Genomic DNA, 24753 nt, shown 5'->3' with positions numbered 1-24753 from the left:
GGGCCTCGACAGGGCCGGAGGTAAACGTCACGGCCGTCTCCAGTCTGTCGCGATCGAGGGCGTCGATGGTCAGAGGGATGGGTCGCCTCGGTGTCGGCGATGTACTTGGCTGCCCGCGGTCCGCCAATTGCCGCCGAGGCGGCATCGATGCGTCCAGTGCCCGCCGGATCAGGCGAGCAGCCAATCGTTCAAGTGGAATTCATAGATCTTGCCGTCGTTCTCGGTCGGATTCGAATCGTTATCCACGCCGCGATCGGTGATGTAGAGGCTCATATGGTGTGCCGGATCATCGCTGCTCGGCGCCAGCGCCAAACCCGATGGCTTTTTCGCGTTGGCGGCGGAGATATCGAGCGTGCCCAGCAGGTCCCCGGTTGGCGTCACCATTGCCACCGAGTTGCGTGACACGATGACATAAAGCAGGTCGTGGACCGGATCATACGCGATGCCCCCGTCAGAAGGGGTTCCGAGCGATTGTACGGAAAAGCTCGTCACGACATCATCGCCGCCCGTGCTTGGGACGCCGTCGAATTTGCCGTTCTGGCCCGGAGCGATGGTGTAAATCGTATGGGTTGAGCCATCCTCGAGATAGAGCACTCCGCGCTTTGTGTCGTAGGCAAGACTCTCCGAATCCGAACTGCCGAACGCGGACGTCTTGAATGAGGTCACGATATCGTCGGACGTGTTGTAAAGGCCGTCCTTGCCTGGGTTCAACTCGTAGACGCTCTTCGTGCCGGTGTCGTCCGAGAAGAAGAGATGGTGGTTCGTCGGATTGTAAGTGACCCCGGCCGGCTCATCGGAGAAATTGATGGTGGTGAGCGTGCCCGCCAGGGTGCCGTTCAGATTCATCTGGTAGAGATTCTTGCCGGTGAAAATGGACATTTCATCGACTTCGCTGTCGGCAACCAGCAGCGTGCCGAGATGAGAGATATAGACGATATCCGTTGGATCGGGACTTGGCGGCGACCACTGCGACGTCAGAATGGTATGCGCCAAGGTCACCGATGTCGGCAACTGGCTGGCGGTGACGTCTACGGTGAAGGCGTGGGTGGCGATGCTGCCGTCGGACGAGGTCGCTGTCACGTGGAGATTGATTGACGGTTCGGATTGGGCATCGAGCGTGCCGGTGCTCGATCGCGTGATGACGCCGGTGCTGGAATTGATGGCAAAGCGCGTGTCGTCGATCGTGTAGGTGACCGTCGAACCGGCATCGGGATCCTTGGCCGAAGCGGTGATGCCGACAGCAGTGCCCGCGGCGGCATTCTGGGCAATCTGGTTGGCGGCAGTGTTGGCATCGGGCGGAGTGTTGAATGCAACCGGCTCCGGGCTGTCGAGGACGGCGAGGGTGAAGCTCTTGTTGGCGGTGCTGCCGTCGGAGGAGGTCGCCGTCACCGTCAGGTTTATGGACGACTGGGTCTCGAAGTCGAGCGTGCCGGTGGCCGAGCGCGTGATGACACCGGTGCTGGAATTGATGGCAAAGCGCGCATCGTTGATGCTGTAGGTGACGGTCGATCCGGCATCGGGGTCCGTGGCCGAAGCGGTGATCCCTGTCGGTGCGCCCGCCGCGGCGAGCTCCGCGATCTGGTTGGTGGTGGGGTCGGCATCCGGCGGCGTGTTGAAGGCCACCGGCTGCTGGCTGGCCGTGACGCTGACGGTGAAGGCGTGAGTGTCGATGCTGCCGTCGGACGAGGTGGCGGTGACGGTGAGGGTGACCGTCGGCTCGGACTGGGCGTTGAGCGTGCCGGTGCTCGATCGCGTGATGACGCCGGTGCTGGCATTGATGGCGAAGCGCGTGTCATCGATTGTGTAGGTGACCGTCGAACCGGCATCGGGATCCTTGGCCGAAGCGGTGATGCCGACAGCAGTGCCCGCGGCGGCATTCTGGGCAATCTGATTGGCCGCAGTGTTGGCATCTGGCGGAGTGTTGAACGCAACCGGCTCCGGGCTGTCGAGGACGGCGAGGGTGAAGGTCTGGTTGGCGGTGCTGCCGTCGGACGAAGTTGCCGTCACCGTCAGATTGATCGACGACTGGGTCTCGAAGTCGAGCGTGCCGTTGGCCGAGCGCGTGATGACGCCGGTGCTGGCATCGATAGCGAAGCGCGCGTCGCCGAGGCTGTAGGTGACGGTCGATCCGGCGTCGGGATCCGTCGCCGAAGCGGTAATCCCGGTCGGGTCGCCGGCCGCGGCGAGCTCGGCGATCTGGTTGGTGGCGGGGTCGGCATCGGGCGGCGTGTTGAAAGCCACCGGAGCGCTGGGCGGGCCGGGCAGGGTATACTCGACATGGAGCAGCGGCGCGCTGGCCGGATTGTACTCGTAGGAATCAGCCGTGCGCGTGCCGGTGCCGGTGATCAGGAACGCCATGTCGTTGAGCGCGGCCCAGCCCGAGCGGTTGACGATCTCCTGCACGATCGCAGTGAGGTCCGGGGTGCGCTCGGCCAGGCCCTGTTCGCCTATCGTGTTCCACGGGTCCGGCGTCCAGGCCGTGGACGCCGTCGTCCGAGGAAGCGAGGACACGTTGAAGCTGGCGGTGGTGAAGGGACTGGCGTCGTCGACATTGTCGCCCTGGATCAACAGCGAGGCCGCGCCAGTCTTTACCTCGTTGGCCTGGAACTGGATATAGGCGCTGGTGATGATGGCGCCCTTCGGAATGTCGATGCCGGTGAAGCGGATGCCGACCGTCTGGCGGGTGCTGCTGTCATAACCCAGCTCCAGGTCGCTGATGTTGCCCGAAATCGTTCCCGAGCCCTTCTCCTCGACATCGTCGCCGGCGCTCGCCACCCTCGTTTCGAAGATCGGGTCGATCGCGCTTAAGTCGGCGGCGAGGAGGCTGTTCGAGGTCACGGTGCTTGTCGGTGCCGAGCCGGCGGCTGTATGGAAGACAGGAGTGTCGGCGACATCACTGCCGGTATAGCCCGTTCCCGCAAACTGCCAGACGGCGGAGACTTTCGTCGCTACGGAGTGGAGCAAGGCGCTGTCGAGGTGAATGCCTGCTCCGGCGGCAGTCTGCGGTGCCTGGCCTGAAGTAATGCCGTCCCCCGAGACGAGGCTGCTGATATTGCCGATGGCCAGGTCCAAGCCGTGAATATCGTTACCGTTGCCGGTTTCGGCGCTCAGGCCGTCGCCATCATCGGATAGCTCGGAGGTTGGGTGGTCTCCGCTCGCCGTTGCGATCGGTGGGCTCCCGCTGTCGCTGACCAGCCAACCGCCCGTCGTGCCGGCGGTGCCGAGCTCCGTTATCGAGAGTTCCGCGATAGTCCCGCTGTCGGGAAGCTGAGACAGTTTAGCCATGCCAGGTCTCCTTTGCGCATTTCCCTCGACTATGACCGGAAGCTCGACACGCCCGACAGGGCGTCAGGCGTGAAAGCCTGGCCGAAAATCCACGGCCTGGCGGTCGGGCAAAGATGTCGATTTCCGTCCTTGATCAGTCTGTTGCCTGCTTCATCCTGGGCCAGGCGGGCGCGACCGCGGCGAGCAAGCGCAGCAGCGATTTCCCGTCCTGTCCAAGGAACAGCGACGGCAGGATCCAGCACAGCAGCAGGCCCCCGGCAGAGGCCAGCAATGCGGTATCGATGAGCAACGGAAGCGGAGATAGCTGGAACTCGCGCAGCCATGCCACGAATGCCCAGACGCCGGCGCCGACGACACAGGCGAGCGCGAGGCCGGGCAGGTGGATCAGGAAGAAATCCGCCCATGTCATTCCGGTCACGCGGAGACTCAGCTGTGCCATGAGGAAGAAGTTGATCCCGAAGGCCGCGCCGACGCCGAACGCCACGCCTTCCACGCCCCAGCGTTGGCCTATGAGGGACCCGACGAAGACACCGATGGTGAAAACGGCCTGGCGCCAGGCGCGGGCGTAGACCGTGCCCGTCGCGCGCGAGACGGAATCGCTAAGCTTGTAGCTCGTGCGGAACAGCATGCTGAACGCCAGGATCTGCAGCGGAGCGACAGCGCCTTGCCATCCCTTCCCGAGGATAACCAGAACCAACTCGGGCGCGACGATCGCCACGACCACGCTGGCCGGCAGGACAAGCAGGGCGCAGCCTGCGACAGCGCTGCGATAGGCGCGGGCAAGCCGCGCGGGCTGCTCCTGGACCAGTGCCATGGTCGGGAACAGCACGCGGTCGAGAACCTGGCCGACGATGACCGCAGGCGTCGTCATGAGCTGTGACGACAGGCCGTACAGGCCGAGCGCATCGGCGCCGAGCCAGCGGCCCACGACAAGCCTGTCCGCCTGGGTGGCGAGGTAATTGAACACCCGGGCAATGGTGAAGCCGCTGCCGAAATAGAGCAGTTCGACGATGGCGCGCCGCTCCAGCAGAGGCCGCATCGGATGCCTCTGGCCGGCGAGCAGCACGATCATGCGGATGAACTGCTGGATCAAGAGCGCGCCGACAAGCGCCCAGATGCCGAAGCCGAGCCAAGCCAGAAGCGGACCGGCAAGGACATAGCCGGCGGCAAAGGCGCAGGCATCGACGAGCGCCAGCCAACGGAACCGCAGCGCGCGCTGGGCCGCGGCCAACGCCACCATGGAAGCCCCTTGGAAGAGAAACACGAAACAGATCGCGCGCACGACCGGAGCCAGATCGGCAAGCCGAAGCAGGCCGGCAATGGCTGGAGCCATCTCCCAAACCAGCGCGGTCACGGCGAGCCCGAGCAGGCAGGACAGAGTGAACCCGACCCGAAGATGCCGCTCCTCCAGCGCGGGTCGCTGCACGATCGCGGGGGTAATTCCAAGTCCCTGGAAGATGGCTGAAAATTTGATGACGATCAGGGCCGCGGAGTAAAGGCCGAACTCGTTGGGCGAGAGCAGCCGGGCCAGTATGAGGAGGGCGACAAGCTCAGCGACGGCGAGGGCGCCCATGGACAGGGCCGTCCAGAACATGCCCACGACACTGTGTTTCGCCAGGCCGCGCCGGTCGTTGCTCACGTCTTTCTCCACTTACTCGGCCGACCGGGCTGCCATCGCATCAACGCATCTGCGCCTGCACGATGTCACGATCCCATCGACCATGAGGACCTCGGTTCCGGTACTGCCTGCCGTGCCATGCCTACCGGAGCAGCGAAGGGATTTCGTAGCGGTAGAACTCCATCTCATCCCGGATCTCCGGAATGATTGCCGTCAGTTCCTTCCGGTCGAGGCGCAGCCATTTCTGCTGGCGGCCGGGATCGATCATCTCCTTGGCCGTGCGAACGATGTCGTCGGTGCAGTTCAGCCCGCAATGGTCAAAGATGCGCCGCAAGACCAGCTCGGGGTCCTGGATCAGATCCTCATAGCGAAACGACAGCACACGGCCGTTGCCCAGCCTGGCGAGATCCTCTCGAGCCTTCCGATTGCCGCGCGCCCATTGGCGCGCGATCACCGTCAGCTTCTCTTGCTCCTTCAAATCCCGATCTATCCCGTTGTAGCGAGGGCCATAGATCGAGGTGTATTTTCTGCCTAATATTCTTTTCGCGATGATTTGTTTTGCAAGATCCCTGGCATAGTAATGAATCTGGGTGACGGGAGTCATTTTCAGGAGCCGCAGAAGTCCCTTGAATGACTTGGCTCGCTGCCACTTGAGTTCCATCGAGCTTATGTAGGAGAACGGATTTCTCGTAATGTATAGGAATATGGCCTCCGGGAAGATTTCGTGGACAAACGGCACGCGCAAGACATTGGCGGGCGTGTTTTCCATGATCTGCCGGCCGCCGTGCCGCGACTGATATTCGAGGAACCGGCCGCGAATGTAGCGAGCGACCTTTTCCGTGGCATCGATTTCGCCAAATTCGTCATGACGCCTGGCCGGATCGGCATAGAGCCACACGGTTTTTGGCTCGTACCAGGTAACGATGTCGGGGTGCAGCCCAATCAATTTCTGCGCAATGGTGGTGCCCGACCGATAGTTGCCAATCAGAAAAATCGGGGGTTTCAGCTCGGTTGTCATCATGACAAGTCTCCGTCGCTAAGGGTGAGTCAGGATTGCGCGATCCACACGACAAGCTGCGCCGCTACTGGTCTCTGAACGCGCGCATCATCTGGTCCGTCAAAGGCTTCATCAGGTAGGAGAACACCTTGCGGTCACCGGTCCGGATGAACGCTTCCACCGGCATGCCGGGAATGAGCGAAACAGGGCCGAGCTTCTTCAGGTCTTTTGGGTCGGGGGCGATGCGCACCACGTAGTAGACTTCATTGGTGCGCTGATCGCGCGTCACATCGGCCGAGATCATGGAGACCACACCTTCGGTTTCGGGCGTGGTGCGGAGGTTGAAGGCGGTAAAGCGAAGAAGCGCGCGTTGGCCGATCAAGAGCTGGTCGATGTCCTGCGGGGCGGCCTTCACCTCGACCGTGAGCGTGTCGGTGTCGGGCACGATCAGCATGATCGGCTCTCCTGCACCGATCACGCCCCCCACGGTATGGATTGAAGACTGATAGACCGTGCCGCTGGAGGGGGCGCGAATATCGATGCGCGACAGCTGGTCCTCGGCGGCGACTTTTTTGTCCTCGAACTCGGCGATCTTGGCTTCGACATCGCGCAGTTCGCTCCCCGTCTGGCTAGAGAACTCCTTGTCCAACTGCAGGATCTGCAGCTCGACTTCGGCGACGGCCCCCTTCGCCTGTGCCATGCTCGCAACAAGCTGCGCCCGCTCGCCCTCGATGCGTGTCGCCTCGCGTTCATATTCGGTCAGCTTCGACTTGAGGGTGAGTTTCATTTCGACAAGGCTGCGGATGTCGACGAGCTCGTCGTTGATCAGCTCGATCTCTTTCGCCTTTGCCGATTCCTGAGCCGAGTAGCCTTCGATCTGCTTGCCGAGTTGCTCGATGCGCTCGCGCAAGCGTGCCTTGTTGCCGGACAGCTCGACCCGGCGAAGATCGAACAGACGCTGCTCGCTGGCCACCGTGGCCGCAATCTCGGGGTCGTTCATCCGCGCGGCAAGCTCGGGAGGAAGCACCATCCGCTCACTGCCGTCACGCTCGGCCTCGAGCCGGGACTTTCGTGCATAAAGCTCGTCCAGGTTCTTCGTCACGTAGGCCAGGCTGGCACGCGGAATGGTGTCGCTGAGCTGGACCAGAATGTCTCCGGCGCGGACATGGTCGCCGTCGCGCGCGAAGATCTTGCCGACAACGCCGCCGGTCGGATGCTGCACCTTCTTCTCGCTGGTCTCGACCACCACCGCGCCACGCGAAATGACGGCTCCGGAAATATCCGCAGTGCCGGCCCAGACTCCCGCGCCGCCGACCAGCAGCGCGACGACGGTTGTTCCGCCAAGCAGATTGCGGCGAATGGAACGCCGGTTGGAAGAGGGCCGCTTCAAGTCCGTCGCCTTGCTTGCCCGAGTCCTGTGTTCAGTTCCGCAATTGTGGCGCGCTTGGTACCGGCTGCAGGCCCTCGGCACTGACTTGTGGCATCGGCAGGAGCTTCGACAGGACGCACTCCCTGGTACCGAAGATCTGCATCTGCCCCTCTTTCATCAGCAGCAGGAAATCCACCGTGGTCAGAATGTTCGGCCGATGCGCCACGATCGCCACGATGCCGCCGCGGGCCTTGATTCCGAGGATGGCTGCGGCAAGCGCCATTTCGCCTTCGCTGTCGAGATTGGAGTTGGGCTCGTCGAGGACGACCAGGAACGGATCGCGATAGAGCGCGCGTGCCAGGGCAACGCGCTGGCGCTGCCCTGCCGAAAGCGCGGTTCCGCCCTCTCCGATCTGCGTCTCGTAGCCGTTGGGAAGACCGATGATCAGCTGGTGGACGCCCGCCGCGCGGGCGGCGGCGACAATGGCCTCCGGGTCCGGTCCGGGATCGAAGCGGGCGATGTTGGCGGCGACCGTTCCGGCGAAGAGTTCGACGTCCTGCGGCAGGTAGCCTATGTAGCGGCCAAGGCGTTCCGACGACCACTGATCGAGTGCCGCGCCGTCCAGCTTGATGCGGCCTGCCAGCGGCCGCCACGCGCCGACCAGCCCACGAACCAGGCTCGATTTGCCGGAGCCGCTTGGTCCGATGATGCCGAGCACCGAGCCGGCGTCCAGGCTGAACTCCACACCCTGCACGATGATCCGCTGCGCGCCCGGCGCGCCGATCGCGATGCGCTCCACCGTCAAATTCGTACCCGGAACCGGAAGCGCCATCGGCTGCGCGTCCGCCGGCAATCTGGCGAGCAACTTGCTCAGCCTGCCCCAGCTCTGGCGTGCGGCCACGAAGTTGCGCCAATGGGCGATGGCGAGATCGACAGGCGCCAGCGCACGGCCCGCAAGGATGGAGCCGGCGATGATGATCCCGGACGTCGCCTCGCCCTGGATCACCAGCCAGGCGCCCACGCCCAGCATTGCCGACTGGAGCATCAGCCGCAACGCGCGGGCGAAGCTGCCAAAGCCACCCACGATATCGCTGACACGCTGCTGCTGCGCCAGATGTTCAAGGCTCGCCTCCCGCCAGTGGTCGTGCAGCCGCTTGCCCATGCCCATCGCCGCAAGCACCTCCGCGTTGCGGCGGCTGGCCTCGGCGAGGCTGTTGCGCCGCACGCCAGTCGCGGCCGCGGCGCTTATCGGCTTGCGCGTGAAGACCTCGGTTGCAAGCGTCAGCGTCACCAACAGGATCGCGCCGCACATGGCGGTGATCCCAAGGGTCGGATGAAGGCACCAGATGATCGCCAGATAAAAAGGAAGCCATGGAAGGTCGAAAAGCGTGCCAGGCCCCGCGCTCGACAGAAATGTGCGGATGTTGTCGAGATCGCGTTGCGGCTGCAACCCATCGCCCTGCTGGCCGATGTAGAGAGGCAGCCTTGAAACAGCGGTGAAGACACGTCCGCCAACCGCGTCGTCCAGCTCGGCGCCGATCCGGGTCATGACGCGGCCGCGCGCAAGGTCGATGAGGGCCTGCCCGACAAACAGAATGCCGGCCAACATCGCCATGGCTATCAGGGTCGGGACGCTGCGGCTCGGCAGCACGCGGTCGTAGACCTGCAACATGAACATCGCGCCGGTCAGCATGAGGATATTGCTCACGCCGCTGAAGAGCGCGACGCCCGCGAACGCTGCCTTGCAGGAGCGCAATGCATCGGCGAGTTCCGAACCGGGCGCCGGCTCCGCGAGCGAGGACTGGGCGCCGGCGTTCGCGAACGCGCCTGGCAAGTTGCCCCTCCGTTTCCGCCTTGCGTAGCGCGCGACCGCCACGAGCAGGGCCAGGGTTGCGATAGCCAGCCAAATCGGGAGCGCGTCCGGACCGGCCAGCAAAGCCAGCGGATCGGAAAAATAGCGCCAGCCGGCCCCGAGGTCGCCCCAGGGCCGCGCCGGCGAGATTCTGCCGAAATCGATGAAGCGCGACAGGAGATCGGCTCCCGCCAGCGCAAGGACGAGGAGGATTGCCCCGGGAATGCGCGATCGGACGATGAGGCGGCGGCGCGGGGCGGGGCGCGACGTTTTGCGGCGCGCCGTCGCACGGAGGAGGCTGAGCGGCCTCTGCTCCGTTTCGGCGCGGGAATTCGCCCGGTGGAGTCGGCCCCCCAAGGCCGTCAGTGCTGCCCCAAGTATCACAATCAAAGTTCCTGAGATGAGGTCCTGACCCCTAAGGTGCGATGGCCGGCCCGATTTCCGCCCCGCCAAGCGCAACGAACCGAGAGTCTTGCGGAACGGCGACAGCGGGCCGGAAACTGCCCTGCTTGAGAAAGCGAGCCATGTGCTCCTGTTATTGGCCAATGATGCCGGGCTGGGCGGCCGCACCGTCCGTCTTGGGAGGCGCCATTGTTCCGGAGTCCGGAGCGTAGAACCCCTTGTTGGCGACAAGCGAGACCTCGATGACGTCGCCGGCTTTCACTTCCGTATTTTCGTCGGCGAGGAGGTCGTGGGCGATCTTCTGGTCGCGCCTGAAAATCGAAATCTTCACCGAGCCTTGCAGATCGTCGAACGTCCTCTGTTCGCCGTACGTAAAGATAAACAGAAGCTTGTCGGCGACATATCTGATTTGACTTTGTGTTTTTCCAAGCTCGACCTGCGTGTCCTGGGTCTGCGCGATCAAGTCCATTTCATGACTTTGGTGCTTTTTGCGCAGCTCGCTCTCCGAGTTCAGCATCTCCTGTCGTATCTGCTCCTGCTGCAGTTCCGTCTGCGCCAGTTCAGCCCGATAGCTGGTTTGGGCTCTTTCCGCCGTAATGACATTCGTGTTCGTTATCAGGCCCTTTTCCCGCAGCGAGCGAGCAGACTGCAATTCTTCAAGTTGGAGATTCGCGGTCTTTTCCCGTTCGTCTCTGCTGGCGGCGACCATCTTAGCTTCCTTCTTCGCCCTATCCAGCGAGGCCTCTAGGAAGGAGATGTCATCCTGATACGCGGCAAGCCGCGCGTTCAACTGTGCCTGTTCGGACGCGATGATGTCGGCAATCAGGCTTCCGCCGAACTCGACCGGCGGATCCGGCGGCGCAACGAAGGTTTTGTCTTCGCGGCTTTCCGCCTGGAGCCGGGCGAGCCGAACCTTGAGGCGATATTCCTCGATCGCCAGATTTGCGCGAGTGCTGCGCAGATCGGCTATTTGCAGGGCCGGCTCCGTGTTTCCAACTGCGCTAGCCCTAAAGCCGCCCGCTATGGCGAGCGCGTGGCGAACCGTTATTCCCGGTTGAAACGGGTACGATCCGGGGTGAGCTACAGTGCCGGAAATGAAGAACGGCCGGTATTGACCGATCTCCACCTTGACGAAGGGCTCGAGGATGAGCTTTTGCTGCCGAAATGCCTGTCCAATGGCCTGCGCGAGAGCAACGGTGGTGAGACCACGTGCTTGGATATCGCCCACCATAGGCAGCGATATCGAGCCCCGCTCATCGACCACCGCATCCAGCGGATAGGATGCCTCGCCGATCACGGATATCCGCAAGACGTCGCCGGTGTCGAAAGCATAGCCATCGGCGCGGGATGCATGCGCGGTGAGCAGGACAAAGGCCATTGCGAGACCGGCGATCATTGCGAACGCGCGGCCGGCCGCGGGTTCGAATCCGGTAAAGAGCCGTCGGCGCCCGTTTCGCAAAGGCCGGGATGGAAATTGCTGGTCAGCACGCAAACACATCGTCTGTACTCCGCTTGCCTTGATAGCTGCCGTCACGACCGGTCGACATTGGTCGACTGGAACGCGACAGCAGGGAATTCGCTCGGTTGGAGAAAATAAGCTTGCAGCTCCGCTCGTTCGAAGGAGCGAAAGGGCGATCAAAATCCGGGCAGCCCTATGGTTTGCTTGGCCAGGCCGTCGCGAATTCGCCTCTCGTTTGGCCCTGCGGCTGCAGGGGCGGACTCCAGGACGGATTGATAGATCAGCTCGACCCTTTCGCACATGGAATCCAGTCCCCAGGACGAAAGATCGGTGAGTTTCGCGCCGTCAGCCAGTCGAGCGCGATAGTGCTGGTTCTCGAGAAGATCGGCGACCGCCGCCGCGGCGGCGCCCACGTCTTCCGCCGGCGTCACAATTCCATTCACACCATGCTTCACAACCTCTTCCACTCCGGGCAGGTGAGAGATCACACTCGCTCGACCCCCCGCCAGATACTGCATCATGACGCGGGGCAACCCTTCTCGCATGGACGTCAGCACGCACACGTCCGCCAGGCTGATCAGCCGTTCCGGCTCGCGATGATGGCCGATCATGCGAACGTTGTTCGCGAACGGGGATCGTTCGACCGCCGATTCAACTGCGGCTCGCGCCGAGCCTTCACCGGCCACGAGCAGTCGCACGTTCGGAATCCGGTCAACGACCTGCCCGAATGCTTCAATGAACTCGACGTGGCGTTTCCTCGGTTCCAGCGCGGCCAACATAAGGACCACCGGCGGCTTTGGCTCCCCGGCCGCCGTCCCCAAGAGCAGATGCGGTTCTTGCGGCCATTTCGCGTTCGCGAAACGTGCCAGATCGAAGCCGGAGTGGACGACATGATGCTGATCGGGGCGGCCCAGATGATTGGCGATGCAAATGTCGCGCATGGCCTGGCTGACATCGATGTAAGCGCGCGTGAACCTCGCGGCCAGGCGTTCGGCGGCCAGGAATATCAGCTTCTGCGCGTTGCCCACATGCACGAAAGGCAAAATGTGCACGCCATGTATGATGCCTGGGATATGGGCTTCCCTGGCGGCGAGACGACCGACGATACCGGCTTTGCTTTGATGTGTGTGCACGATGTCGGGCTGCCAATCGCGCATAAGGCGCGTCAGTTGCCCGAACGCGGAAACGTCGCGGGACGGCGAAATCGAGTTGATGAGTTTTCCGAGCGTCACCACTCGAAGCGCTCCGGCGACGGACAACCGTAGACTCGGGTCGTATTCCTCGCCGTGAACCAGCAGCACTTCGTGGCCGTGCCGCGCCTGAGCGAGGCAACAAGCCAATGTGTTCTCTTCGGAGCCTGCCCGAAGCAGGCGGGTGAGCACATGAACGATCTTCATTTGCCTATACCTCAGCGGGATGTGAAATCCGGGCTCGGGTGAAGGATCGAGTGCATCGAGTGGGGTGCTTGGCGGCTCGCGCGTATGGCTGGGGTCGCCTGCCGCGATCGCGAAAAGCTGCTGTCCGCGTTTATTGTGGGGATGGGTACCCGGCCGAGAGCCGCGCGTTCTGCCTCTTACAAAGACAGCCAAATGTGCCTGAACAGTTCCCGGCCGACGGCCTCCACGTCCGTGCTGGCGTCAACGGTTCGGATGTTCTTGTCCCCGGCTCGCAGCTCCGCCATCAGTGACAGCCGCGCATCGAACGCTTCCTTCTTGATGTCTCCCGGCTTTCGCTGCTCGGAGACGGCAAAATCTGAGACGAGGTGCAAAGTGAGATGCGGCCGGCACTCCGCCATCTTCTGGTAGAGCCGCTGCTCGAGCCGGGCGAGGGTTGACAGGCCTGGGACGGAGAACAGGTGCGGTGGAATGGTCGGCCCGTCCAGATATCCCCTTCGGAGCGCCTGCGGCCACCTGTCGCAAATGACGATCAGGCCGCGCGTCGCCCATCGATGCGCGCGTTTCACGACAGCGTACCGTTCAAACGCGATCAAGACCGCCCACAATGCCAATGCGGCGGCGGCAAGGCCTTCCTTCGCCCCGCTGCTGCCGAGAGGATCCTGGCCATCGTGGCGGGCCAGGGACTTGAGGCGGCGTCTATGGGGGAACACCAGGGCCTGCAGCGCCTTGCGAAGCCACCATCCATCGCCATCGCCGGTTCCGACATAGGCTTGCGCGCAGCCGAATTTCCATCGGAAAATCTGTGTCAGCCGATCAGCCTGGGTGCTCTTGCCCATGCCGTCGGGACCTATCAGCGCCACCACGAATCCACCGGCCGCGGGCCGTCTCTTTGGTGGAAAGCTGCCTGGCATCCAGCGCTGAAGGAGCCTCAGGGCGAGATATGAGGTCTTGCGGGTCAGATGGACCGCGGCATCGGCCACTGCATAGCGTCCCGTGAAACCGGACATTTCCCGGATCGAACGCCGCAGCCTGGCGAGATCCCCGCGGTGGGCGGCCAAAACGTCGCCGCTTTGCAGGAACCTGCAGTTCACCGTTCTCCCGCCGCCCAATTCGCATTCCACGACGCGCAATCCGGATTCGCTGGACAGAAACGGCAGGCGTGCAATTTGGTCCTTCCAACCATCGCCGACGGCGATCCATTGCCTCCACGGCGGCGCCCCGGCCCGGAAGGCGAAACGGGCTATCGTTATTCGAAGCTCGTCTTCAGGTGAGACCACCGGAATCGACACGCCGTCGATGCTGATTGACCCCCAGCCCGTAATCGCCGGATAATCGAATACCGGATAGCGCTTGCGAAATTCCCTGCCGACGCGGCCGCCGATATGCATGTCGAGATGGAGATAGCGGCCACGCGAAAAATCAGGCAGGAACCAGTCTTCCCGTCCGGCGCAGACATTGTCGTAACACGACAGGCTGACGCTGCGACGGCCGTGCAGCTGACTTACGATCGAGCAGAAGGCCGGGTAGTCGTGCTTGTCCAAGAGGACATCCAGATCGTCCCGGCCGGACAGGCCGTCATGTAGAGATGCCAGATCCTGAATTATTCCGTATTTCAGGCCGGCTTTATTGAACGCTCCAAACAGTTCGACGGCAATCGGCAGCACCGGTGCCGTTTCGCGGGGCCGCAAACCGCTTCCGTCAGCCTGAGATGGCCTCGCATCTGCTTGGCTGCCCGACGGGCCCAGGCCAAGCGAAGGGGCTGGCGCCGAGACATTCGCTCCCGGCGCCAACGCTTCCGTCACCATCCTTGCCTTGGCGTTCGGGGACCAGCGACGATACTGATGCGGCCGCAGGCCATCGTGAAGCTCCCCGGGCCCGTCGGGGCGGTAGCTTCCTGATTTGGATTTGGGTGAAGGCTGCAAGGGAGTTCCCGCAATTCGTCGCGGCTGGCGTCATTCGCTCGACGTCGTCGGATGACGTGAGGCATGTCCAATCTTTGGCGGCTGACTTCGCTGCAGCGTTGCGGCATCAAGCATTCTCAATGCCGGGCCTGCAAGTTCGGATGTTGTCTTTTGCAAGCTGCCGCACCCAGGGTGAATTGGGTGCCAATTCCGTCGAGTGGGTTCGGCTATTTTCCCACCAGCAAACAGCAAATCAAAGTTCGCAATAAGTATTAAGAGATTACCGATAGTTTATCTCTGCCGATAGTGATCGGAATTGAACGGTTCATAATATCAAGAAGAATCCTGACCGCCCCAGCGCTTCCGACATGGTCAAGAATCCCCAGCTGGTCCGAAAACGGTCCGTCTATGATCCTGATTCTTTGACCTGGCCTCAACAGTATGTCCGGATGCAAAATTCCGTCGTCGTCGGTTGCCGATATCAGAGACTCGACCACACCATAGGGCGCTGGTATCGGCATTCCTTTGCTCATGACCAGCTTTCGGACGCCAACGGTCGAGTTGATCGGGTACCAGCTCTGCTGATGAACGGCCAGCGAGACGAACAGATAGCAGTCGAAATATGCACTGGAGACGGTTTTGACACTGCGCGCGTGCCGGACAGTTCGCCTTCGCTTGGGCAGATAGGTTCGGAAGCTTTGCGACAGCAGGTGCCTTTCGGCGAGGCTTTCGGAATGCTGATGCGTCTGGACCACACACCAGCGGGCAGGTTCGCCGTCGTGACTTTGTCCTGCCGGCTCCAGGGGCCGATTGTGGTATAAGTCACCGTTCAGCATGGCGAAATATTGTCTCTTTCCTAATTGAGATAGTAACTGTCCGAGACACTGCTTTCGAGCGACGTGTAACGGCCGTATCTCGGCAGTTTTGGTTCGTCCACCATTGTCAAGGCGATACCGGCAATCCTGGACCGACCGCCGAGATGTCGAATTCCTTCGGCAACGGCCTCGCGCGAGGTCTCGCGCCACTTCACGACAAACACGACCTTGTCGACATGCCTCGACAGGATCGTGGCATCGGCCGCGGGTCCAACGGGCGGCGCGTCAATGATCACCGTGTCGAATTTTCCGCGAAGCTCATCGAGAATGGAGCGCATTCGCGCCGAAGCGAGAAGGGCGGGCGGGTTGCGGGTCCTTGCGCCGGCAGGCAGAAGGGAAATCCCCGAGCGTTCGTCCAGGTGAATTGCGTTTGCAGCCTTCACCGGCAAAGTGAGAAGGTCGACCAATCCGACCTTGTCCGCCATGCCGAAGAAGGAAGTGGTAGCGGACAGCCGCAAATCCGCATCGATGACCAGAACCCGTTTGCCGTCGGCCACGGCGGAGCAGGCCAGGCTCAACACCAGAGTTGTCTTTCCTTCGCCGGGCATCGCCGACGTCACGAGCATGACGCGCGGCGAACGGTCCCATTCCGGCGTCGCCTCCAGGCCGAGGCGGAGCCGCCGCACCGCTTCGCTGTATCTGGATAGTGGTTTGCGCTCGAGATAGGCCACCGGCTGCGCCTGGGACTGGGCGTCTTTCGACCAGCCCGACATCCTTGGCATGGACGCAAGGACCGGAACGGCCAGTTCGTCCTCGATCTGCTTCTTTGCCATGAAGCCGGAAGCGAAAAGTTCGCGAAGAACGGCGCCGGCGCCGCCAAAGAATATGCCGAAGACCAAACCCAGAGCCGCGAACAGAGTCCTGTTCGGAAAGCTCGGTGAGATCGGAACAACGGCAGCGGTGATCACATGCACACCGCTGTTGAGAAGGGTGGATTTTTCCTCGGTGAGCTTGGCACGTGACAGGAACGTCTCGAAGAGTTCCTTGTTCGCGGCGGCAATCCTCTCCAGGTCGCGCAGCTGGACGCCAACCTGACCCTCGATCTCGGATTGGTTGGATACCGAACCCAAGGCCCGAGCCAGGGAAGCCTCGCGGGCTTCAGCCGAGTCGACTTCATTCTTCAGATTGCCGATAAGACGCTGCACCTCAGCGGCAATCTGCCCCTCGATGTCGTGGCGCTCGGCCTGGGCCGCCATGACCTCGGGATGCCGTTCGCCATATTTCAACCTAAGATCTGCTTCCTTCCGGCTCACCAGGGACAGTTGTGATCGAAGTGCGGTGACCACAACGGATTGCAAGACGTCGGGCATCGACTGGATGTCGCCTCCGGCAGCCTGCAGTTTGTCGACTTGTTGATATTGCGCCCGTTTCTCCGATAGTTCGGCGCGCGCGTTGATCAAAGCGACGTTCAATTCGGACATCTGCTGGTCGGTCAAGCTGCCCGCCGGCGTCGCCAGCAGATTGTGATCGATCCGGAATTTCTGGACAGCCTGTTCCGAACGGCTGAGCTCCGCCCGCAAATACGAGGCCCGGTCGCTAAGCCATGTGGAGGCTTTTTGGACCCCTTCGTAACGGGACTTTATGCGATCGGCGACATAGGCCTGGGCAATTGCATTGGCGAGCGATGCCGCTTTTTCTGGATCGTACATGCTGACATCAAGCTCAATGACGTTGCCAAGCCCGACGCGCGAGACTCCCAGCGCGTTCTGGAGCCATATCAATGCCGCCGGCCCGATCTTGGGGTCTTCCGTCAGCTTCTGGCTGTCGACGACCTGCTGAAGAAGTGAGGCAGACCTCAGGACTGCAATCTGACTTTCGATGAATGTTGGGTTGTCGGAAAAATCAGAATTGGAATAGTCTTGCGGAGTCATATAGTCGATCGGGGCGTCAAGTAAGATTTGCGACACGCCCGTGTACGATGCGGGGAGAAGATAGGCGGCAGCCACAAATAGGCAAAAGGTGAGTGCTGCAATACTGCATACAAGCTTCCATCGCCGGAGAAAGAAATCAGCAACTTCCCTGACGTCGAGCGGCAAAAACTCCCGGATCATCGTCGGATTGTCAGTTGGACTTGCCATCTCCGAATCCTTGCGTTCAACAGCACAACGCCCACCCCTTCAGCGTCGGCTGAAATGGCTTTCTTTCCAAAAGGTTCGGGTAGTTAGCTGTTAGGCGCGCTCAAATTCATCGCGCGGGCCTTTGTGCCCCGCCGGCATGTCCAAATCGCTGTTCCACCCACCTGACCGATCGCGTCACCGGTCAGTCCGAAACATATCAGCTTCGCGGACATCCTCGCCATTACCATTATTGAGTAGTAAATCGGCTAAAGGTCGATCTGGTCTACCCGGCAGGCCTTTCAGAGCTTTGGAACGTGCCTGGATACCTTGCCTACCGCTCTTCCGAGAGGTCCACAACACTGCTGACGTGTAGCGTCTCGCAGGATAACCCTGTGCCCTGGACGACAAGAAAAAGCGGTTGGCCTCCGGCGGGTCTGAGGCTGATGGCGAGTCCGAGGTTGATATGGACACTTACAGCGAAATCGTTGTGAAATTTGCGGATTGGATCACCAACAGGCCGGAAGCTATTCTAATGTTGTCAGCAGCCTTGCCGTTGATGCTCCTTTTGCAGAAGGGCCGGCTGCTGGGCTATGGCGCCCTTGCCGTGCTTGTTGGGGCTGTCACATTGATCTCTTTCGGCATCGATAATCCGGCCGGAGCAGTCATCGTCTTTCTCGCCTACAGTTTGCTGGTTTCAGTTGCCCTGCTTTCCACCCGGAGGCGTTTGAAGCAAATCGAAGATCGCCTCGCATCGGTCATGTCGACGCTCGGCGACCTGGAAGTTGCCGAGGAAAGACGGCAGACCTACAGCGCCAAGCATCCCACGGTCTCGCGGTTTCAGTCGCGCAGGAAGCGGCCGGCCGCAACAATGGAGCAAACCGCTTCGGTCAGCGCGGCGGAGAGGCCCGGAAGAGAGGGGCAGTCGATCCCCGGTCCGCTTTGGCAAGAGCTACAAGCGCTCGACGCCCGATTGGACTCCGCGCTTCCGGCATCAACTCGACCGGCAGAACGCGATCCGCTTTCGAAGAACGTCAAAGAAGGGTTGCGATCGGGTTGAACAATTATGCCGGTGGTGGTTCGAGCCGGTTGAAGTAGCCGCAAGCACGTCGTCGGACCGCAACCCTAAGGATAGGTTCGGCCGTGGGAACCATCGGTTTGCTGCAGAGCCCACGGGAAACCTGCCGACGCCGGTCCAGTAGGCGGGATTGTAAGAGCAGCCATCGATCATGGCCGGGACGGCCGGCATTTTGATACGACTTTCATCCCGATGCGGAAGCTGGCGCGGGCAGCAGTGCTGCGCCGACAAGACAGCTGGTTTCCCAAGAAACTTACCGATGACCACGCGGCCTCTGCCGCCCGAGCGAAGGCGCCGCGCGGACGAAGATCGATGTCTGGCCCGACGCATGTCGTGTCGGTTTGCCGCGACGTTTGCCCAATGCCAGCCGCTGCATTGTCGTGTTGTCCCGGGAGCCACGGTAGCCATCCAAGGTGGAAGGTCCAATCACCCCGGGTAGTAAGCCTATGCCTAAAGGTGGTAGACTGGGTCGCAATTCGGATGAAATGGCAGATGGAACCTTTTGTGTAGTTGATGGTTGCAGCTTGAGGTTGATCAGGGGGTGGTCAACGCGTTGGGGTGCTCAGAACAAAATGAGCTTATCAAAGCGGGCTCTTGGATTGGCGCGGGGACCTACGCTTGCTGAGGCAAGTTGGGAACGGGGTATATCTTTACTGCCGGGAGCTATACGCCGCACCTATCCGGCCAACACGACAATTGCAGGCGAGTATCAGGCCAGATCCTGTGTACTGATCATGACTGCCGGGTGGGCGGCTTTCGCCAAAACGTTGCCGGACGGTTCGCGTCTCATCGTCGATTTTGCGCTTCCTCGCGAAATTGCCATGATCGAATTTGCTGGAGAAGCCGGCGAGACGGTAACGGCTCTATCGGACGTGGCCGCGATCGAGCTGGCCGGTCCTGTCCATGCTTGTTTTTCGCGCTACCCGCAGTCGATTTGCGAGGCTATCCTGGTGGCTCAGGCAAGCCGATACTCAAGGCTCGCGGAACATCTGGCCGGGGCCAGCAGAAGGGGGGCCGTGGAGCGCACGGCCCATCTTCTTCTCGAGCTGGCCTGCCGCGTGCATCGATCGGCAACGAGTTATCCGGACCGCTTTGCATGCCCGCTGACCCAGGCGGAACTGGGCGACGCGCTCGGGCTTTCGGCCGTGCATGTCAGCCGCGTATTGAAGGCATTGCGGGAGACCGGGCTGGCGTCATTCCGCAACGGCGTGGTCGAGTTGCATGACCATGCGGGACTGATCGAAACAGCTGGATTTGATCGGTCCTACATTTCGAGCTGACGTTCCAATCGGCGCTGCGGGAAGCGATTTGGAGAAGTCGATTACAGCGGTCGAGCGGACTGCCATTCGGTTCTCCAGATTGCGGCATGCAAGACACCGCGGAGGCGCCCGGAGCCTTCGCGGGTTCGTGAAACGGCCGGGGACGTTGCGGGTGATCTGCTCGGTGAAGCGGTCGCCGCGCTTGAGGCCCATGATCCATTCGCATGTCCCGGCGATCAGCACCTCGCCCTTGCCGCGCGTCATGCACCATCATGCCGGCTCCCGTATCTATAGCGGGCAACTGCGGATCGAGCCGTCCATCAGCGCCGCTCCGGCGTGAGAATGCGCGTCACATGCTGGGCGATCGCCAGGCTCGAGGTCAGCCCGGGACTTTCGATGCCGAACAGATTGACCAGGCCCTCGACTCCGTGGGTCGCCGCATCCTGGATCACGAAGTCGCTGTTGTCTTCGCCTGGCCCGGAGAGTTTCGGCCGGATCCCGCTGTAGGCCGGCTGCAGGCTGCCGTCGGCCAGCTCCGGCCAGTATTTGCGGATCGCATCATAGAAGCGCTCGCCGCGCGCCGGATCGACGCGGTAGTCCAGTGCATCAGTCCATTCGACATCAGGCCCGAAACGCGCTGTCCCGCCGAGGTCGAGCGTCAGGTGGACGCCCAGGCCGCCGGGTTCTGGCACGGGATAGACAAGCCGCGAGAAGGGCGCGCGTCCGGCTACCGAAAAATAGTTGCCCTTGGCGTAACGAAGCGTGGGCAGGAATTGCCGGTCAAATCCTGCAAGCGAGCCGGCAAGGGCGACAGCGCCGAGGCCCGCTGCATTTACAAGATGCGTTGTCGCGATCTCGAAACCTTCGCCGGTTGCCGTGTCGGTTGTCTGCAGAACGATGCGGGCGGCCTCGATGTGCCCCGAAGCAACGTGCGTGTTGAATGACAGCATCGTGCCTCTGTTCTCGGCGTCGCCGCGCAATGCCAGCATCAAGGCGTGGCTGTCGATGATACCGGTTGAGGGCGAGAATAGCGCCTTCGTGCAATGCAGCGCCGGCTCCAGTGCCTGCGTCTCGGCAGCGCAAAGAAAACGCAGATCGCCGACGCCGCAAGCGGCGGCATTGGCGCGGATGGTTGCAAGCACTGGCTCCTGTGCCTCGTTGGTCGCGACGATCAGCTTGCCGCAGCGCCTGTGCGGGATCGAGCGCTCCGCGCAGTAGCGGTAGAGCATGTCGCGGCCGGCGACGCAAAGGCGAGCCTTAAGCGAGCCCTCGGGATAGTAGATGCCGGCATGGATGACTTCCGAGTTGCGCGAGCTCGTTCCGGTGCCTATGGCATCCGCCGCTTCGAGGATCAGCGTATCGAGGCCCTTCGCCGCAAGGCTGCGCGCAACCGCAAGTCCGATGATGCCGGCGCCGGCAACCACGCAGTCGACCTGTTCCATGCCACGTTCCCTCCGGTTGCGCATGCGCTGCGCCAAAGCTCCGCAACCATACAGTCTCTGTCCACCTCGAAAACCTCATGGCGCTATCGATTGTGACACAGCGGCTCTTGCGGCGGCATCGCGCCATGATGCATCAGCAGTACAGACGCGAGGCGGATTGTCCGGACTTCTCTTTAAGGGAGGCAGTCCTATTTTCGCTTCGAGCCTGCAGACAGGAGCCATCATGGACGCCAGACCGAATTCCCCTGAAGCCCGCGACATCCGCTACCATCTGCATGCCTACACCAATGCCCGCAAGCATCAGGAGACCGGACCGCTGGTCATCGAGAAGGGCGACGGCGTCTATGTCAAGGATATTGCCGGCAACCGTTACATCGAAGCGATGGCGGGCCTGTGGAGCGTCGCCGTCGGCTTCTCGGAAAAGCGGCTGGTCGAGGCGGCGACGCGGCAGATGTCGAAGCTGCCTTTCTATCACGACTTCGGCTCGAAGGCGCATTCGCCGCTGATCGACCTGGCGGAGAAGCTGGTGCAGATGGCGCCGGTGCCGATGAGCAAGGCCTATTTCACCAATTCGGGCTCCGAGGCCAACGACACGGCGATCAAGATGATCTGGTACCGGTCGAACGCGCTCGGCCAGCCGGCGCGCAAGAAGATCATCAGCCGCAAGCGCGGCTACCATGGCGTCACCATCGCCGCCGCCAGCCTGACCGGGCTGCCGAACAATCATCTGTCCTTCGACTTGCCGATCGCCAATATCTTGCACACGTCGACGCCGCATCACTGGCGCGAGGCCGAGCCCGGCGAAAGCGAGGAACAGTTTTCCAGCCGGTTGGCCGACGACCTCGAGAAGCTCATCCTCGCCGAAGGGCCGGAGACCATCGCCGCCTTCATCGGCGAGCCGATCATGGGCGCCGGCGGCGTCGTCGTTCCGCCTGCCGGCTACTGGAAGAAGATCCAGGCGGTGCTGTCGAAATACGACATCCTCTTGGTGGCCGACGAGGTGATCTGCGGCTTCGGCCGCACCGGCGAGATGTTCGGCTCGCAGACCTTCGGCATCAAGCCCGACATCATGGTGCTGTCCAAGCAGATCTCATCCTCCTACCTGCCGATCTCGGCGCTTATCATCAACGACAAGGTGTTCGAGCCGATCGCCGACGAGAGCGACCGCATCGGCACGTTCGGCCACGGCTTCACCGGCGGCGGCCATCCTGTCGCCGCGGCCGTCGCTTTGGAAAACATCAAGCTGATCGAGGAACGCGACCTCGTCGGCAATGCGCGCAAGGTCGGCGCGCATTTGCAGGCGCGGCTCAACAAGCTCGCCTCGCATCCGCTAGTGGGCGAAGTGCGCGGCGTCGGCCTCATCGCCGCCGTCGAGCTTGTCGCCGACAAGGCGAGCAAGGCGCCGTGGGGCAAGCCCGCCGCGCTCGGCGCGCTGGTCAACGGCCTGCTGCAGCAGAACGGCGTCATCTCGCGCAACATGGGCGACGCCATCGCCTTCTGTCCGCCGCTGATCATCACCGAGGCCCAGGTCGACGCTTTGGTCGATGCGTTCGAGCGGGCGCTCGACGCCGCCCTGCCACAGGTCCGGCCGCAGGGCTGAGACGCCACGCTTCGCGTCAGCCGGCGCTGCGATCCGGCTGGCGGGACGATCCGGGCCCGACGGCGCGTCTCCTTCCGAGACGGCCAAGTCGTTGATGGACTATCCGAGGGCGCCAGCGGCTGGCATCTTACCATGCGTGAAAAGGTGTTGACGGCGAGATCAGCGCCGGTTTGGAAATAGCGCTTCAGAGTGCGCGCATTGTCCGCCAACAGGAGCGAGGCAAGTATGAAATTAGCGGTTCCGGAGACCAGCCGGCTGAAAATCGGTTTCATTCTCGCCCGTTCGTTCACGCTTTCAGCGTTTGCTCTGTTCGTCGACACGCTGCGCCTGGCCAGCGACGAAGCGGACAGATCCGGCAGGGTCTTTGCCGACTGGCAGGTTCTGGCGAGCACCAGACACCTGATCACTGCCAGCTGCGGCGTGCAGGTCGCGCCGACATCGGATTTCGTCGATCCCGGCCTGTTCGACTACATCGTCGTGGTCGGCGGACTGCTGAACAATGAATTCCCGGTCGACGACGAAACCGTCCGCTACCTCAAGAAAGCCGCGGCAGCCAAGGTTCCATTGATCGGAGTTTGTACGGGTACCTTCATCCTGGCGGACGCCGGCCTGATGAAGTACCACCGGACCTGCGTCAGCTGGCTGCATTATCAGGCGTTCCGCCAGCGTTTCCCCGATCACGAGGTCCGGGCCGACCGCATTTTCAACCTCGATCGGACCAGGGGATCATGCGCCGGCGGCAGCAGCGCGGCCGACATGGCGGCATCGATCGTGAGACGCCACATCAGCGAGCGGGCGGAGCGGAATGCGCTCGAAGTGCTGCAGATCGACAAGGCGCGCTCGGCCTTGCACATCCAGCCGCGCAGGCCGCTTGCCATCGAATGCGACGATCCGCGGCTCCAGGCGGCGCTCATCATGATGGAGAGCCATATCGAGAACACGATCTCCATTCCCCAACTGGCGGCATCGGTCGGCTTATCGCGAAGGCAACTCGAGCGTTTGTTCATGGAGCAAACGAAGAGCTCCCCGGCACTCGTCTACAAGAGAGTGCGCCTCGAGAGGGCGAAGCAGCTGCTGCTCGAGACCAGCGTTCCGATGGTCGAGATCGCCATCGAAGTCGGCTTCGAGAACGCCTCGCATTTCTCCAGGGCGTTTCGCGAGACGTTCGGCGTGCCGCCCAGCAAGGTCAGGTCGGCAATGCCAAACTGACAGAGCGGTTCACCGTTTCACGGAAACGCCGAACCGCTCTATCTCTTTGTTTTCACGCAATTCCGGACGGAAGGCTAGGGCGAAGGCGCCGAGCCCAACCGCTCCACACTTTTCCTGGAATTGCGGCAGCCGGAAAGAAAGGTCACGCAGGCTTGTCGTCCGGGTGGCCAAGCTCGCAGAACCAGCCGCCGAGATATTTCACCGACGGCTTCGTCGGGTCGGGGACGGGCGTCTTCGCCTCGACGGCGGCGCGGAACGGTTCGGCGCTGTCCTGCGGAATGAAGCCGAGGTGGTCGGCGCCGCTGTTGTCGACCATCTTCAGCTTATTGTTGGAGAGGCCGAACGAGATCGTGTGGCCGACGCGCGGGGCGGTGAGCGACGCCTCGACCAGGCGCACGCAGTCGGCGAAGGAGAGATAGGACCACAGCATGCGGCGGTCTGCGGGTTCCGGGAAGGACGAGAAGATGCGCAGGCACACGGTCTCAATGCCGAACTTGTCCCAATAGAGCCGGCTGAGGCTTTCGACGAAATTCTTCGAAACGCCGTACAGGCTGTCGGGGCGCACCGGCGCGTCGACGCCGATATGCGCCTCGATCTCGTGATAGCCGATGGCATGCACAGAGGAGGCGTAGATGACACGCTTCACGCCGTGTTTCCGGGCGCCTTCGTAGATGTGGTAGGAGCCGCGGATGCTGGAATCGAGGATGGTCTGCCACTCGCATTCGAGCGGCGCGCCGCCGAAATGCACGATCGCGTCGCAATCCTTGGTGGCGGCGATCGTCGCCTCCATGTCGGCGAGGTCGAAGACCGCTTCCTCCTCGTGAGGCGCAAGATCGCCGAACGGGTGACGCCCCGCCAGGCGGATCGTCTTTGCCAGCGGCACAAGCCCTTTGCGCAGTTCCGAGCCAAGCCGGCCGGCGGCGCCGGTGATGAGGATTCGTTCGTAGTGCGGCATT

Annotated in this window: 16 protein-coding genes; 4 read left to right on the top strand and 12 right to left on the bottom strand. The window is 62.2% G+C overall.

All coding sequences use genetic code 11. From position 1 onward, the window contains the following. Positions 1 to 168: 168 nt before the first annotated feature. The 10 genes from AC4FWB_RS08310 to AC4FWB_RS08265 form a co-directional block, all read right to left on the bottom strand. Entirely contained in the window at positions 169 to 3285 is a 3117-nt protein-coding gene (locus AC4FWB_RS08310) for an RTX toxin (protein ID WP_491025482.1), read from the bottom strand. 133 nt (positions 3286 to 3418) lie between these two features. Continuing rightward, on the bottom strand, positions 3419 to 4924 hold the full coding sequence (locus AC4FWB_RS08305) for a lipopolysaccharide biosynthesis protein (protein WP_491025481.1): 1506 nt from the start codon (positions 4922 to 4924) through the stop codon (positions 3419 to 3421). Between the two features lie 121 nt (positions 4925 to 5045). Then, positions 5046 to 5924, bottom strand: coding sequence for a sulfotransferase family protein (locus AC4FWB_RS08300; protein WP_491025480.1), 879 nt, complete (start codon positions 5922 to 5924; stop codon positions 5046 to 5048). A gap of 61 nt (positions 5925 to 5985) precedes the next feature. Further along, positions 5986 to 7290, bottom strand: a complete 1305-nt coding sequence (locus AC4FWB_RS08295) for an HlyD family type I secretion periplasmic adaptor subunit (RefSeq protein WP_491025479.1) — start codon at positions 7288 to 7290, stop codon at positions 5986 to 5988. 31 nt (positions 7291 to 7321) lie between these two features. After that, the gene (locus AC4FWB_RS08290; RefSeq protein WP_491025575.1) at positions 7322 to 9103 is read right to left on the bottom strand and encodes a type I secretion system permease/ATPase; all 1782 of its coding nucleotides are present in this window, start codon (positions 9101 to 9103) and stop codon (positions 7322 to 7324) included. 553 nt (positions 9104 to 9656) lie between these two features. Further along, positions 9657 to 10919 (bottom strand): polysaccharide biosynthesis/export family protein, encoded by a 1263-nt coding sequence (locus tag AC4FWB_RS08285; protein WP_491025478.1) that lies wholly within the window; start codon positions 10917 to 10919, stop codon positions 9657 to 9659. Between the two features lie 239 nt (positions 10920 to 11158). Further along, positions 11159 to 12379: a glycosyltransferase gene (locus AC4FWB_RS08280; protein WP_491025477.1), complete on the bottom strand. Its 1221-nt coding sequence runs from the start codon at positions 12377 to 12379 to the stop codon at positions 11159 to 11161. 176 nt (positions 12380 to 12555) lie between these two features. Then, positions 12556 to 14043 carry a hypothetical protein gene (locus AC4FWB_RS08275; RefSeq protein WP_491025475.1) on the bottom strand — a complete coding sequence of 496 codons (1488 nt, stop codon included), beginning with the start codon at positions 14041 to 14043 and terminating at the stop codon, positions 12556 to 12558. Positions 14044 to 14552: 509 nt separating this feature from the next. Beyond that, entirely contained in the window at positions 14553 to 15116 is a 564-nt protein-coding gene (gene nusG, locus AC4FWB_RS08270; RefSeq protein WP_491025474.1) for a transcription termination/antitermination protein NusG, read from the bottom strand. 20 nt (positions 15117 to 15136) lie between these two features. Beyond that, positions 15137 to 17233 (bottom strand): GumC family protein, encoded by a 2097-nt coding sequence (locus AC4FWB_RS08265; RefSeq protein WP_491025473.1) that lies wholly within the window; start codon positions 17231 to 17233, stop codon positions 15137 to 15139. A 442-nt stretch (positions 17234 to 17675) separates the two neighbouring features. Between AC4FWB_RS08265 and AC4FWB_RS08260 the strand changes: the two genes are divergently transcribed. Continuing rightward, entirely contained in the window at positions 17676 to 18269 is a 594-nt protein-coding gene (locus AC4FWB_RS08260) for a hypothetical protein (RefSeq protein WP_491025471.1), read from the top strand. Between the two features lie 752 nt (positions 18270 to 19021). Beyond that, a complete protein-coding gene (locus tag AC4FWB_RS08255; RefSeq protein WP_491025470.1) occupies positions 19022 to 19567 on the top strand; it encodes a Crp/Fnr family transcriptional regulator in 546 nt (181 codons plus the stop codon). Positions 19568 to 19866: 299 nt separating this feature from the next. On the opposite strand, the gene AC4FWB_RS08250 is transcribed toward AC4FWB_RS08255, so the two are convergent. After that, positions 19867 to 20988: an NAD(P)/FAD-dependent oxidoreductase gene (locus AC4FWB_RS08250; RefSeq protein WP_491025469.1), complete on the bottom strand. Its 1122-nt coding sequence runs from the start codon at positions 20986 to 20988 to the stop codon at positions 19867 to 19869. Positions 20989 to 21211: 223 nt separating this feature from the next. On the opposite strand from AC4FWB_RS08250, the gene AC4FWB_RS08245 reads away from it, so the two are divergent. Then, positions 21212 to 22588 (top strand): aspartate aminotransferase family protein, encoded by a 1377-nt coding sequence (locus tag AC4FWB_RS08245; protein WP_491025468.1) that lies wholly within the window; start codon positions 21212 to 21214, stop codon positions 22586 to 22588. A gap of 225 nt (positions 22589 to 22813) precedes the next feature. Continuing rightward, positions 22814 to 23797 carry a GlxA family transcriptional regulator gene (locus AC4FWB_RS08240; protein ID WP_320272327.1) on the top strand — a complete coding sequence of 328 codons (984 nt, stop codon included), beginning with the start codon at positions 22814 to 22816 and terminating at the stop codon, positions 23795 to 23797. Positions 23798 to 23939: 142 nt separating this feature from the next. On the opposite strand, the gene AC4FWB_RS08235 is transcribed toward AC4FWB_RS08240, so the two are convergent. Continuing rightward, positions 23940 to 24752, bottom strand: a complete 813-nt coding sequence (locus AC4FWB_RS08235; RefSeq protein ID WP_491025466.1) for an NAD-dependent epimerase/dehydratase family protein — start codon at positions 24750 to 24752, stop codon at positions 23940 to 23942. Position 24753: the final 1 nt, after the last annotated feature.

Source organism: Mesorhizobium sp. LEGMi-168a (assembly GCF_058312955.1).
This window is presented reverse-complemented; position numbering and strand designations above follow the sequence as displayed.

Bases quoted from the DNA above. Each gene is read 5' to 3' on its own strand.
- AC4FWB_RS08255 (WP_491025470.1), top strand. From the start codon at position 19,022: ATGACTGCCGGGTGGGCGGCTTTCGCCAAAACGTTGCCGGACGGTTCG.
- nusG (WP_491025474.1), bottom strand. From the start codon at position 15,116: ATGCTGAACGGTGACTTATACCACAATCGGCCCCTGGAGCCGGCAGGA.
- AC4FWB_RS08265 (WP_491025473.1), bottom strand. From the start codon at position 17,233: ATGGCAAGTCCAACTGACAATCCGACGATGATCCGGGAGTTTTTGCCG.
- AC4FWB_RS08310 (WP_491025482.1), bottom strand. From the start codon at position 3,285: ATGGCTAAACTGTCTCAGCTTCCCGACAGCGGGACTATCGCGGAACTC.
- AC4FWB_RS08280 (WP_491025477.1), bottom strand. From the start codon at position 12,379: ATGAAGATCGTTCATGTGCTCACCCGCCTGCTTCGGGCAGGCTCCGAA.
- AC4FWB_RS08260 (WP_491025471.1), top strand. From the start codon at position 17,676: ATGGACACTTACAGCGAAATCGTTGTGAAATTTGCGGATTGGATCACC.
- AC4FWB_RS08300 (WP_491025480.1), bottom strand. From the start codon at position 5,924: ATGATGACAACCGAGCTGAAACCCCCGATTTTTCTGATTGGCAACTAT.
- AC4FWB_RS08240 (WP_320272327.1), top strand. From the start codon at position 22,814: ATGAAATTAGCGGTTCCGGAGACCAGCCGGCTGAAAATCGGTTTCATT.
- AC4FWB_RS08250 (WP_491025469.1), bottom strand. From the start codon at position 20,988: ATGGAACAGGTCGACTGCGTGGTTGCCGGCGCCGGCATCATCGGACTT.
- AC4FWB_RS08285 (WP_491025478.1), bottom strand. From the start codon at position 10,919: ATGATCGCCGGTCTCGCAATGGCCTTTGTCCTGCTCACCGCGCATGCA.
- AC4FWB_RS08245 (WP_491025468.1), top strand. From the start codon at position 21,212: ATGGACGCCAGACCGAATTCCCCTGAAGCCCGCGACATCCGCTACCAT.
- AC4FWB_RS08235 (WP_491025466.1), bottom strand. From the start codon at position 24,752: ATGCCGCACTACGAACGAATCCTCATCACCGGCGCCGCCGGCCGGCTT.